Source organism: Bacillus sp. REN10, assembly GCF_016820555.1.
In the GTDB taxonomy this organism is placed as follows: Bacteria; Bacillota; Bacilli; order Bacillales; family Domibacillaceae; genus Bacillus_CE.
The window spans coordinates 260,975-273,230 of sequence record NZ_JADHDW010000004.1; the positions used below are offsets into that span (position 1 = coordinate 260,975).

The window sequence follows — 12,256 nt, forward strand, 5'->3', positions numbered from 1 at the left end:
TCGTCTTTTTATTATGATTAAGGAGTGAGTAGATGCAACATAACACAGATACTTTATATAACACAGTTCTAGGCGGCAGCGTATCAGCTGTCGCTTATTTCGTCGGGGGAGTGGACCATTTGATTAAAGCGCTTGTGATCATGATGATTATCGATTATGTAACGGGGCTCATGATCGCGTGGAACAATAAAACAATCAGTAGTGAGATCGGTTTTAAAGGACTCATGAAAAAAACAGCCATGATTCTTGCTGTTGTTGTAGCTGTGCAGATGGACCACATTAGCGGCTCGGGTGGGCAGTTTATGCGGAACACGATGATCATGTTTTTAATCGGCATGGAAGGAATCAGCTTTATTGAAAACCTCGGCCACCTCGGTGTTAAAGTGCCGAAGCAAATCAGTTCGGTGTTTGCGCAATTGAAAGAGGATAATGAAGTAAAAAAGGAGCGTGAATCGAAATGAGTAAAGTAGTTGTAATTGACTCCGGACATGGCCTTCCTGATCCGGGGGCAGTAAAATACGGACAAGAATATCAGTATGCTTTTCAGATCGGCGCAGAGGTGGCGAAGCGGCTGCCAGAATCTATCAAAGTGATTTATACAAGAACATCCGATAAAGCGCTGGACAACAACAAAGGTAGGGATTTAAACATCCGTTGTAACATCGCAAACAAAGCGCGTGCCAGTCTGTTTGTCAGTATTCATCTAAATGCAGGCGGAGGCACTGGATATGAAACACTGGTGTACTCACCTTGCAAAGAGGGAGATACGGTGCATACTGAAGTAGCTAAAATTTTACGTAAACACGACATTAAAGACCGTGGTATTAAGTCACGTAAAGACGTTCGTGTGCTAAATGGTACACAGATGCCAGCTTTATTACTAGAGTGTCTATTTATTGACAACAAATCTGATATGGACAAGTTAAACAACCCATCGTTCTTTAACGACTTCTGCCAAGCGATTGCTGATGGTATTGCGAAGGCTGTAGGCGTAGCACCTGTTAAATCAGCAACTACACCTAAAAAAGAGGAGGAACCAGCAGTGGAACAATACAAAAAAGATGCTAAACCATCACCCACATTAGCGAAAGAATTCGAGAAAGCTGTTGAAGCAGGTATCACAGACGGCACATACCCGCAGCGACAAGCGACACGAGAAGAAGTTGCTGTAATGGTGTATCGCGCCATGAAGAAGCTTAGCGTGAACTAGACGCAACTTGACGCACTAACTCTGGTACATCATGTACCAGACCTTATTTTATTAATAAAACCCCAGCTATTACAGCCGGGGTTATTTCTTAATATACTAGTTTAAATTCATTGTAATCAATGTCGTCCCATCCTTGCTCGTCTAAGAACGCTTGCTCATCGAATCCGATTAACTCTAGCGCTTGATCTACCGTCAAACTTTGATTTGTTACTACCTCTCCTACTACTACATCCTCATACATTACTTTTGCCATTTTCATTTCCTCCTCGATTTTTAAGTTTTCCTGTTGACCTCTTGTTGTTAATACTAATATATCATATAAATAATACCATGTAAATAATTATATATAAAATAATTTATTTTCTTTTGTTCTTTGCGTATTCTTCGAGATCGGAGCGTAAATACAACCGTGTTTTCCGTGCTGTTCCGAATTCTACAAAAGGAGTGATCCGTCCAGTGGTAACCGACTGGTTAAAGCCGGGAACGGATTGGCCCGTAATTGATCGAGCTTCATCTTGCATTACTAAATTTTTTTCGATCCAACCTTTAATTTCTTCATTTGTCATTATCTTTTTCCTCCAGTGCTTTAATGTACGGCTGGTGATAGTCTATTTCAGCCTGTTTTCTAGCTGCAATAGCATCGTTTATATCTTTAAAAGTACCTAGATACTTACGTTTTCCTTTTATTGTTATACTTGCTTCAAAGTATTCTTTACCACGTCTATTTCTTCTGTGTACGCCTTTGTGTCCAGTCTTGCTGTCCGATCGCACTTTTTTAGTAAGGAGCGGAACTTGTACACCATCCACAGTTTTTTCTTCAGTGAGTATTTTTCTTGCTTGCCTGATCTGCTCTTCTTTCGCACAACCGCACGATACTTTTTCACCGCGACGTAAACTTGTAGCGTTAGCTTCCGTTGGTTCTCCACAATCACATTTACATAACCACAGTGCATTTTCGTTCTTTGTCATTCCTGCACGTTCGATAACGGTTAATTTTCCAAACTTTTTACCTGATAGATCAAGCGCGTTGGGAGGAGTTTTCTTCCGTAAGCAACCACAAGATTTTTTTGTACCGCGAAGTAATTGACCTCTAGTAGCAGTCGTTTCATTTCCGCAAGAGCACTCACAAATCCAAGCGACCTCATTTCTCAAACGCTCTGGACTTTCCTTTATAGCTGTTAATTTACCGAAAATCTGTCTAGTGAGATCAACTTGTTTCATTATGCGATCGCCTCCACAACTTCGTATACAGCAATTAATTCATCCTCTACACCATTTTGACGAGCACCAAATAAGTCCATAGCACCTAACTTTCTACCGATAAAGTTGTCTTGTGCATCAAACTCTAACATAGCAACTTGTTGTTTAAATCCTTTGTTTACATAGATGCGACGCTTGCCGTATTTCTCCCACACGTTTACTTTAACCTCGTTACTTAATTTATTTTGAATCATTTCTGCAACTTCTTTAACTGATTTTTTAGCAGTGTTCTTTGCTTCTGCCCACGCCATAGTAAGAGCTTGAGCAAAATATTCTTTTACCTTGCCACCGAATTTAACTACCCCTTGACGCGCAATTTCCCAAGCTCTTACCATTACGTTTTTCATTTTTGTTTCCTCCTTTGTTTTATTAACTATATAAATAATACCATGTAATTAATTATATGTAAAGTGGGTTAACGAAAGTTTTTCAATTATTTTTTTACATAAGAAAAACCCTGATCGAATAGGATCAGGGCCTGCTTTTATGCAAATAAAAAATCCCCGACTACAGCCATCAGAGATTTTTCCACATAGTTTAGAAATATTAACAATTTAAAATTAATTTACATTCCACGTAGTTGATGTGGTCTATATTTAGAATAACACAGTAATGTTTAATCCTTCAAGTGACTTTTCAGAATCATCAAACCCACGATAAATTACTTTCTTAATTGTTTGTTCATAAATTGAATGAAAAGCTGGTAAGTAAAACTGTTCTCGTTGTTCATCGTCATAATAATTATCTTCATCCAGCAAATATCTATCAGCTTGCTTTGCGAGAAGTTTTTTCGTTTCGTTCAAATTTTCTATTGCTACATATAGATTTTCAAGTATCATACCTTTATTTTTAACTATCCGCTTAACGAGACAATACTCCGCATTAAACATCATAGTTGATCTGTCCAGCCGCAATAGAGCTTTGCTGTACACTTTGCTATCCTTCCTAAATTCGATATACATACCATTTTCGTCGATTTCAGCATAAACAATAAAGTCGTTTGTATACTTGTAGATAAAAGCTTCATCTTCCTCGAATACTTCAAATCCATTTGCGATAAACATGTTTTTTATTTCTTCGAGATCAGCATCGCCTATTTTTAATCCTTTTTTTGGATTCGGTTGATCTTTCAAAATCACATATGTCTTTCCAATTTTCTTCGCCTGGATTAACTCATCCCGACAAAGTTTTTTTACGTGATCAGCTGATAGCCCCCATAAGTCAGCCGCATCCTGTACACCTATAACGTTTTCTAAAATATTCATCTTAATACCTCCATTTTGATTAATCTTCAATCATCGCAAGAACAGTGTTAGCAGCACGACTATAACGTTTGAACTCTTCTAAACCTTCTGTTCCGCGTAAGTTGTCAAAACTATTAACTATTTTATATAAAGTTGAACCCGTTTCGTACTTATCAGTTACAGATTTGAAAGCGTTAATCCAAACACCAGCGCGATTTTCTTTTTCTTCTAAGTGAACTAATAAATCTTTTAAGTTTTGAGATGATTTAAGTTTTGCATTTTCTTGCTTTTCGTATTCAGTAATTAAAGTACGAATAGCTGGAAGGTGACTGATGAAGATATCACGGATATCGTTGGCCCAAGCGATTTGCTTATCAGATCCCTTTAATTCAACAAGATTAGCCACGGCGTTCTTTACCTCCTTCCAAGCAAGCTTGAGAGACTCCGCAAAATATTCTTTTACTTTACCACCGAATTTTACTACTGCTGCTTTCGCGATCTCCCAAGCTCTAGTCATAACGTTCATTTTAACTGCCTCCTTTTTATTAACCGTTATCGGTTATCTTGTATATAATATATCATGATATTATATAACCGTCAACGGTTATTTTTGATTTATCAAATTATTTTTAACAGATTTTTTACAGTGAATTAGGATGAATTTCACAAACACATGAGAAGATATAAGTGATAACAAAGGGGAGGGGATAGTATGTTTATTGTTGAGTTGTGGGACTATGACGATGAAGTGATGTTTGATCTTTATTCAGATCTGACTTTGACAGAAGCTTTAGAAATCATTAACAAAATGAAGGAAACTGTTACTTCTTATTATGATTACGAACGACAGACGACGATGAACCAGCGATACATAAGCCACAATAGACTTATCAGAAAGATAGGAAGTCAGAGATACAAAGGTTATCAGTTATTCTTACAAGCTTATCCAGCTTGAATAGATTAAAGTTCGTAGTCCTGCGATGAGCGGGGCTTTTTTTATTTATTCAATTGAATAGAAGTAAAAGTGGCCATAACCTCAACCTTGGACCTTCGCCCTTGAGTATGATCGTCGTAGCTTGAAGTCAATACCAGCAGCGGCGACATTTCAACGCGAAAAATCAGCATGAAAAAATCCCGCCTAAAAGAATTAATAAAAATCAAAAATAGAGGATATTTTGTGTGATTTAGAGAAGAGGTACGGTGACGGTCAGGTGCAAAGGTATGTGTGGTGGTTAATAAAAATTTATCTTCTATTATTATAGAAAAAAGTAGTTCTGAGGAATCCGACGTGCCGATTTTGTGCCGACGGAGATTGAAAAAGTATAAAACAGTTTGGATAATAAAACAGATAGAGCGTTTATTTATAACGGCATCTGAAATCGTTGAAAAAGCTTTAAAAACAGTCATTAATTAAGTTCGAGATGGAAGGTTCTATCGGGTAATATACAACAACCCTTGTCACGTCAACATTCGTGGCAAGGGTTGTTTTTATTTTTTAGGCCAGCTTGCTTCATTCTTGAAACCAATGTACTACATATATAGCGCGGATATAGTGACTGTTGATTACATACTTCCACGCATTCATTTACACTAAATATTTTATACTATGGAAAAAATTATAGTTTTTTTTCAGAAAAACATTGAAAATGATTATCACTTATAATACAATAGTTTTTGAAATTGAAAATCATTATTGATTAGGGGAGAACAGGATGAAGCATAAGTTTTCGATGTTTGTATTGCTAATGACATTGCTTGTTGTGCTTGCTGCATGCGGTAATTCAAAGTCGGAAGAAAAGTCGGCAGCAACAAACGAAAAAGAAGGCGAAAAAACAGAAAGCACCGTACGCGAAGTAACGCATGCGATGGGTACAGCTGAAATTGAAGGTAAGCCTAAGCGCATCGTCACGTTATATCAAGGCGCAACAGATACAATTTTAGAATTTGGTATTACACCGGTTGGCGTTGTGGAATCTTGGGCACAGCAACCAATGTATGACTATTTAAAAGAGGATTTAAAAGATGTGAAATATGTTGGCTTAGAAACGCAACCGAATTTAGAAGAGATTGCGGCATTAAAGCCGGATTTAATTATTGCAACAAAAATTCGCCATGAAGAAGTGTATGAGCAATTAAATAAGATTGCACCGACAATTGTGAATGAAACATTGTACGATTTTAAAGATACAGCTAAATTAATCGGTGAGGCAACAGAGGAACAAGCGAAGGCAGACGAGCTTGTAAAGGCTTGGGAAGAGCGCGTAGCTGACTTCAAAGGAAAAATGGAGAAAGAGAAAAAATATCCGATTAGTGCGGCAGTGTTAAACTACCGTGAAGATCATGCGCGTATTTATGTAACAGGCTTTGCAGGTTCTATTTTAGGTGAGCTTGGCTTCGATGGTCCGAAAGATTTAAAAGGTGAAAATTTAGAAATTGTGAAATTAAGTGACAAGGAAAGCATTCCGCAAATGAATGCGGACGTTATTTTCCAATTCATGGAGGATAACGAAGCCGTTAAGAAAACGTATGAGGAGTGGACAAGCCATCCACTATACAAAAACTTAGATGCTGTGAAAAATGATCAAGTAACGACAGTAGATGAAATTACATGGAACTTTGCAGGGGGATTACAATCTGCAAACTTAATGCTTGATGGTTTATACGAGCACTTTGGCTTACAAAAATAATACAGAAAAAAAGAGGAAATCAACAGGTTTCCTCTTTTTAAAATAGGAGCAATAGGGAATATGTTACGATCCTCAACAGCAAAATTAACTGGCATGATTACGGTTGCACTCCTCGTGTTTGTCCTGTTTTTGTGTAGCTTAGCGATGGGGCAAACGTCCATCTCCTTCTCCCTTGCTTGGGAAGTATTAACGAATTATGACGCTGCCAATACAGACCACTTAATTATCGCAACGAGCCGTTTATCTCGCGCTATTATTGCGATTGTCATTGGTATGTCGCTTGCTATAGCAGGTGTGCTTGTTCAAGCACTTACACGAAATCCACTTGCAGCTCCTGATTTATTGGGAATAAATGCAGGTGCGATTTTCTTTATTGTGTTTGCGGTTACGTGGTTGAACATGCAGTCTTTAAGTCATTATATGTGGTTTGGCTTTTTGGGCGCTACGGTAGCAGGTGCCGGAGTATTTTTCCTAAGTAGTATCGGACGAGATGGGCTTACCCCCATTAAAGTGATTTTAGCAGGTACCGCATTATCCGCTCTATTCATGTCGTTTACACAGGGCATGCTGGTCATTGATGAGCAATCGATGCAAACCGTCTTATTTTGGTTAGCAGGTTCAATTGCGGGGCGTGATCTTAGCATGCTATTAGATGTACTGCCGTTTTTAGCACTTGCTATTATAGTTAGCTTCAGCATGGGGAAGGCAATGAATGTCTTTAGCTCAGGTGATGATATTGCGAAAAGCTTAGGGCAAAACGTCGGTTATATTAAACTGACAATCGGCGTATTAGTGATCGTGTTAGCAGGCGGCTCTGTAGCTGTCGTTGGGTCTATTGGCTTTATTGGCTTAATCGTCCCACATATGGCAAAAAGCTTAATCGGCACCGATTACCGCTGGACGCTTCCATTTAGTGCCTTGCTTGGTGCCGTGATTTTATTAGCTGCCGATATTGTAGCGCGCTTTTTAATTAGCCCGCTTGAAGTGCCTATCGGCGTGATGACGGCATTTATCGGTGGTCCGTTCTTTATTTACTTAGCGAAAAAAGGGGTGTCTAAACAATGAGAGCTTGGACATTTCGTTTTTATCAAGAAAAAATATCGTTTCAAATGACGGCAAGATGGCTTTCGGTATGCAGCAGTGTGTTCATCCTTTTAGCTGCACTATTTATGGTGTACTTAAGTGCAGGGAGCGAATGGGTGCCGGTAGGGGATGCCATGAAAAATGCGTTACAGCTGTCAGATTCGCATGCCTTTGTCATTGGTGAACTGCGCCTTCCGCGCGCCTTGCTTGCTATGCTTGTCGGAGGGGCACTCGCTGTATCGGGCTTAATTTTACAAAGCATTGTACGGAATCCGCTTGCCTCGCCTGATATTATCGGAATTACAAGCGGTGCTTCGTTTGCTTCCATTTTATTTATTAGTATAGGAACATTCAGCATGGCCTTTTTACCTGTTGCCGCGATGGTAGGTGGTTTTATAACCGCCACATTCATTTATTTGCTGTCATGGAGTAAAGGGGTAACACCGATTCGTCTCGTTTTAATCGGTATCGGTGTCAGTGCGATTTTAAAAGCGGGTGTTACGTTCCTCCTTGTTTATAGTGATACATATACGACCTCCAAGGCCTATATTTGGATCACAGGAAGTGTGTATGCCGCAACTTGGGATGATGTACAAGCATTAGCCTTATGGCTCCTACTGCCTGTACCATTGATATTGTATGTAAGTAAAAGCTTAACGCTTTCAGAGCTTGGCGATGATATTGCGATCAGCATGGGCATTCGCTTACAAACACAGCGTTTTTTATTACTCATGTGCAGCGTTATACTTGCCGCATCTGCTGCAGCGTATGCAGGCGGTATTGAATTTGTCGGTTTAATGGCCCCACATATGGCAAGGAAACTTGTAGGACGTTCGATTTTAGGACTGTTTCCTGTAACAGCCATGATTGGCGCTACACTTGTGCTTTTTGCTGATTTACTGGCACGTACATTATTTTTACCGCTCGATATTCCAGCAGGGGTATTTACTGCAACTATTGGTGCACCATTCTTTATTTACTTATTATTCCATAACCGAAATCGTTAGGAGGTAAGACGTTGAATAGTTTATCAACGAAAGAATTATCGCTGCATTATCATACACATACCGTGATCCAAAATTTAAGTTTTTCCATTCCAGCAGAAAAAATTACGGTGCTTGTTGGCGCCAACGGCAGTGGGAAGTCGACGCTTCTTCGCTCCTTTGCCCGTTTATTAAAGCCAACGGAAGGCGCCATTTTTTTAGAAGAGCGTGAGATGCAGTCGATTTCGACAAAAGAAATTGCACAGCGTCTGGCGATTTTACCGCAAGGACCAACAGCTCCCGAGGGTGTAACGATTTATCAGCTTGTTAAGCAAGGGCGTTACCCGCACCAAAGCTGGTTTCAAAACTGGTCCAAAGAGGATGAAGCCCTTGTTCATCAGGCGTTAGAGGCAACGCAACTGCTTGCGATTAAAGATCAGCCATTGGATGCCTTATCTGGTGGACAGCGTCAGCGTGCATGGATTGCGATGACACTTGCACAGGAAACACCGATTATTTTATTAGATGAGCCGACGACCTACTTAGATGTAACTCATCAAATTGAGCTGCTCGATTTTTTATTTGAGCTCAACCGCACACATAAGCGCACCATTATTATGGTGTTACACGATTTGAATTTAGCTTGTCGCTATGCGGATCATTTAGTAGCGGTACATGAAAAAACAGTAGCGGCGCAAGGGGCACCAGAGGAAATAGTAAATGCAGAGATGGTGAAGCGGATATTTAATTTAGATGCCCTGATTGAGCGTGACCCGATTTTTGGCACACCACTTTGTATTCCAAAGGGCAAGGGACGTGTGATTACATGACATTACATACTTATGGCGTACTACTTGGCGATGAAGCAACAGGTATCCCGCTTACCAATTTAACGGATGAAGTGGTGTTACGACCGATCATCAAACGCTATGCGGACTATTTAGAAACGTCATCGCTTGCAGTAGCAGGCTCGTTATTTCTGAAGCGTTACGCAGTTGTCACCGCTGCTGCCTGCCTAGATTATTATGGGCTACAGCAGCGCATGGACGACTGGTGGTCATCGGCGCGCTTTTTGGCTGATGAATTTACCGTACAGGCCTGTCAGACGACTAAAACATTACCATGTGAATGGCACGAGCTTGTGCTTTTGCATATGCATGAGGTCGTCGAGCAGGTGGCTCAGCTAGGCAAAGTGCCGCGCAGTATTTTGTGGGAGAATGTAGCTGTACGCTTAAACGCTGTCTTTCAACGGCAAATGACGAATTATCCATTTGAGCAATTATGTGCAGTGCAGCGTGTGTTAGCCAACTGGCAAGTAGAAGGGAAAAGTCCGTTGCAGCCTTATTTATACGTACATGAATTAGGAGAATCACAGCCGCGTAAAACATGTTGCCGTTACTATCAATTAACGAAGAAGGAAGAAGGCATGCCCTATTGTCTCGTCTGCCCACTTCAGCAATAGAAATTCTCTGAAAAGTCACGCATACTTCATTGAAGTCGAAATGAAAGAACCCTTGTCACATTAACTTTCGTGGCAAGGGTTCTTTCTGTTTGCCTAAACTCTTGAAAACAATGGATTGAAGTGCTATGGTAAATTTCATCACGATAGCTGGAGGGTTCTTGGTTGAATGTTTTCGTAAATAAATTAAAAGCAATGACTTGCGGACAAATTATTTTTTATATCATAATCGTTCTTTGTTTGATCAGCTCTGTTGTGTTTGTGGATCACAATCACTCTTTCTATGATCGTCCAATCGCGAAAGTCATTGATACAAGTGTGGAAGATACAGTGAAAATGACGGATGAGCATCATAATGAAGACCAGCTATCTACACAACATATTACCGCTGTCATCCAAAACGGAGACGAAAAAGGCCAGCTTATTGATTTAACGAACAAGTACTCATTGTCCGGGATTTATGATCAAGCTTATCAAGTTGGAAATGAATTATTTGTGTCGATTGATAAAAAGACAAATGAAAAAGCAAATTTAACCGGAAACATTATAAATGTAAAACGAGATAAGTATATTGTCATCATTGGTTGGGTGTTTATCTTTACTTTGCTGATCGTTGGAAAAAAGCAAGGATTGTTCTCTATTATTGGCTTCGCGTTCAACGCCGTTTTATTGTTCTATGCATTAGACGTTTACGTGAATACTACAAATCTGAGTTTACTATGGATATGTGGCATCATAGCGATTCTTTTTACGGTCATTTCCTTGTCGCTGGTTAACGGTTTGAATGAAAAAACATATGCAGCCATCGTGACCACGCTGATTGGAACATTCACTTCTTTGTTGATTACTTATCTGGCCATGTGGGCCACGGCTGAAAATGGTCTTCATTATGAAGAAATGCAATTTTTGACTCGTCCTTACTATTTAGTATTTATGGCAGGGTTATTCATTGGATCGTTAGGAGCTGTCATGGATGTGGCGATTACGATGTCTTCTTCGATCTTTGAGTTGTATGAAAGAAATCCGAACATATCGATCAAAGCACTGAAAACTTCAGGGGTGGATATCGGAAGAAATATTATGGGAACGATCACGAGTATTTTGTTTTTTGCCTATATAAGTGGTTCGATTCCAGTCCTTATTTTATATTTGAAGAATGGAGTACCATTAGGTTTCACTCTTTCTATGACTCTTTCATTGGAAATCGCTAGAGCTTTGGCGGGAGGAATTGGTGTCGTGTTAACGATTCCGATTAGCCTATATACGTCTATTTATTTCGTTAATCGAAAGAGGGCAAGATCATGAATGTATTACTATTGCTGACAATCATTTTATTTATGTTAATGGTACTCATTGGCGGAAAAAAAGGAATACGATCCTTTTTTTCTTTATTTTTAAACTTTGGTGTGATTTTTCTAACGATATTATTTATGTTAGATCCACAAAGTAATACAATGATCGTCACATTGATTGCATGTGTCATGATTAGTTGTATTAATCTATTCTATATTAATGAAGTGAACGGTCAAACGATCACTGCCTTCCTTTCTACCATCATCACCATTATGATTTTACTATTCTTCATTCATATCGTGACAAAACACACGATGATTCAAGGCTTTGGAGAAGAGGAAATCGAGGAGCTTAGCGTGTTTTCCCTTTATATTGGCGTGGATTTTGTGAAAATTGCCGCTTCGGTCATTATTATGAGCGCGATAGGGGCGATGATGGATGTAGCCATTTCTATTTCATCTTCCATGTATGAAATATTCCATCACAATCCATCACTCAGCAAAAAAGAGTTATTCCAATCCGGCTTAAGTGTTGGCAGGGATATTTTGGGGACAGATACCAATACATTATTTTTTGCCTTCTTTGGAGGCTATTTGGGATTGCTCATATGGTTCAAAGATTTATCCTATTCTTTCGGAGAAATCATCAATTCAAAAGTATTTAGTGCCGAAATCATCACGATCTTTTGTTCCGGAATTGGCATTGCCTTAGTTATTCCCATTGCCTCATGGATCAGTGCTTATTCTTTGATGAGAAGGAGAAAGAAATGTAATTAGTATCATTTCGTAAGCAGATTTTATAATAAAAAGAGTATGGTATTGCGGCTCGTCATCTATTAAAAGTAGCTAGATTAAAACTAGAAAAACAGGTGAAGAAAAACAATTTGTTTTTCTTCACCTGTTTCACTTTATCCCGCATTAACGGGCTGTAAGACCCCCACCTCAACATGGCAGAAGAATCGCAGACGTGTAGGTGGGGGATCAACAGCCCGTAAACGCCCGATCCGTTCAACTAACAATCAGTGGGGGATGAAAAAA

16 protein-coding genes are annotated in these 12,256 nt (G+C 39.4%); 10 read left to right on the plus strand and 6 right to left on the minus strand.

Annotated elements, in window-relative coordinates; all coding sequences use genetic code 11:
• Positions 1-32: 32 nt before the first annotated feature.
• Both IRB43_RS08855 and IRB43_RS08860 read left to right on the plus strand, forming a co-directional pair.
• Entirely contained in the window at positions 33-461 is a 429-nt protein-coding gene (locus IRB43_RS08855; RefSeq protein WP_203363097.1) for a phage holin family protein, read from the plus strand.
• Positions 458-1,210 (plus strand): N-acetylmuramoyl-L-alanine amidase, encoded by a 753-nt coding sequence (locus IRB43_RS08860; RefSeq protein WP_203363098.1) that lies wholly within the window; start codon positions 458-460, stop codon positions 1,208-1,210. Before IRB43_RS08855 ends, IRB43_RS08860 begins: the two co-directional genes overlap by 4 nt.
• 88 nt (positions 1,211-1,298) lie before the next feature.
• Here IRB43_RS08860 and IRB43_RS08865 read toward each other — a convergent pair whose 3' ends face one another.
• The 6 genes from IRB43_RS08865 to IRB43_RS08890 all read right to left on the minus strand — a co-directional run bounded on the left by IRB43_RS08865 (position 1,299) and on the right by IRB43_RS08890 (position 4,240).
• Complete coding sequence (locus IRB43_RS08865) at positions 1,299-1,463, minus strand: hypothetical protein (protein ID WP_203363099.1); 165 nt, start codon at positions 1,461-1,463, stop codon at positions 1,299-1,301.
• Positions 1,464-1,566: 103 nt separating this feature from the next.
• Positions 1,567-1,776, minus strand: coding sequence for a hypothetical protein (locus IRB43_RS08870; RefSeq protein ID WP_203363100.1), 210 nt, complete (start codon positions 1,774-1,776; stop codon positions 1,567-1,569).
• Positions 1,766-2,431, minus strand: a complete 666-nt coding sequence (locus tag IRB43_RS08875; protein ID WP_203363101.1) for a hypothetical protein — start codon at positions 2,429-2,431, stop codon at positions 1,766-1,768. Before IRB43_RS08875 ends, IRB43_RS08870 begins: the two co-directional genes overlap by 11 nt.
• Entirely contained in the window at positions 2,431-2,817 is a 387-nt protein-coding gene (locus IRB43_RS08880; RefSeq protein ID WP_203363102.1) for a hypothetical protein, read from the minus strand. The genes IRB43_RS08875 and IRB43_RS08880 overlap by 1 nt, the downstream gene beginning before the upstream one ends.
• 249 nt (positions 2,818-3,066) lie before the next feature.
• A complete protein-coding gene (locus tag IRB43_RS08885; RefSeq protein WP_203363103.1) occupies positions 3,067-3,735 on the minus strand; it encodes a MerR family transcriptional regulator in 669 nt (222 codons plus the stop codon).
• 19 nt (positions 3,736-3,754) lie between these two features.
• Positions 3,755-4,240, minus strand: coding sequence for a hypothetical protein (locus tag IRB43_RS08890; protein ID WP_203363104.1), 486 nt, complete (start codon positions 4,238-4,240; stop codon positions 3,755-3,757).
• A gap of 186 nt (positions 4,241-4,426) precedes the next feature.
• Here IRB43_RS08890 and IRB43_RS08895 point away from each other — a divergent pair, with 186 nt between their 5' ends.
• The 8 genes from IRB43_RS08895 to IRB43_RS08930 all read left to right on the plus strand — a co-directional run bounded on the left by IRB43_RS08895 (position 4,427) and on the right by IRB43_RS08930 (position 11,995).
• Positions 4,427-4,669, plus strand: a complete 243-nt coding sequence (locus tag IRB43_RS08895) for a hypothetical protein (protein ID WP_203363105.1) — start codon at positions 4,427-4,429, stop codon at positions 4,667-4,669.
• A 757-nt stretch (positions 4,670-5,426) separates the two neighbouring features.
• Positions 5,427-6,401: an ABC transporter substrate-binding protein gene (locus IRB43_RS08900; protein ID WP_203363106.1), complete on the plus strand. Its 975-nt coding sequence runs from the start codon at positions 5,427-5,429 to the stop codon at positions 6,399-6,401.
• Between the two features lie 51 nt (positions 6,402-6,452).
• The gene (locus tag IRB43_RS08905; protein WP_481748131.1) at positions 6,453-7,466 is read left to right on the plus strand and encodes a FecCD family ABC transporter permease; all 1,014 of its coding nucleotides are present in this window, start codon (positions 6,453-6,455) and stop codon (positions 7,464-7,466) included.
• Entirely contained in the window at positions 7,463-8,491 is a 1,029-nt protein-coding gene (locus IRB43_RS08910; RefSeq protein ID WP_203363108.1) for a FecCD family ABC transporter permease, read from the plus strand. The genes IRB43_RS08905 and IRB43_RS08910 overlap by 4 nt, the downstream gene beginning before the upstream one ends.
• Positions 8,492-8,502: 11 nt before the next feature.
• Positions 8,503-9,297: an ABC transporter ATP-binding protein gene (locus IRB43_RS08915; RefSeq protein ID WP_203363109.1), complete on the plus strand. Its 795-nt coding sequence runs from the start codon at positions 8,503-8,505 to the stop codon at positions 9,295-9,297.
• Positions 9,294-9,929, plus strand: coding sequence for an IucA/IucC family C-terminal-domain containing protein (locus IRB43_RS08920; RefSeq protein WP_203363186.1), 636 nt, complete (start codon positions 9,294-9,296; stop codon positions 9,927-9,929). Before IRB43_RS08915 ends, IRB43_RS08920 begins: the two co-directional genes overlap by 4 nt.
• A 162-nt stretch (positions 9,930-10,091) precedes the next feature.
• Positions 10,092-11,231 (plus strand): YibE/F family protein, encoded by a 1,140-nt coding sequence (locus IRB43_RS08925; protein ID WP_481748127.1) that lies wholly within the window; start codon positions 10,092-10,094, stop codon positions 11,229-11,231.
• Positions 11,228-11,995 (plus strand): YibE/F family protein, encoded by a 768-nt coding sequence (locus IRB43_RS08930; protein ID WP_203363110.1) that lies wholly within the window; start codon positions 11,228-11,230, stop codon positions 11,993-11,995. The genes IRB43_RS08925 and IRB43_RS08930 overlap by 4 nt, the downstream gene beginning before the upstream one ends.
• The last annotated feature ends 261 nt before the right edge of the window (positions 11,996-12,256 follow it).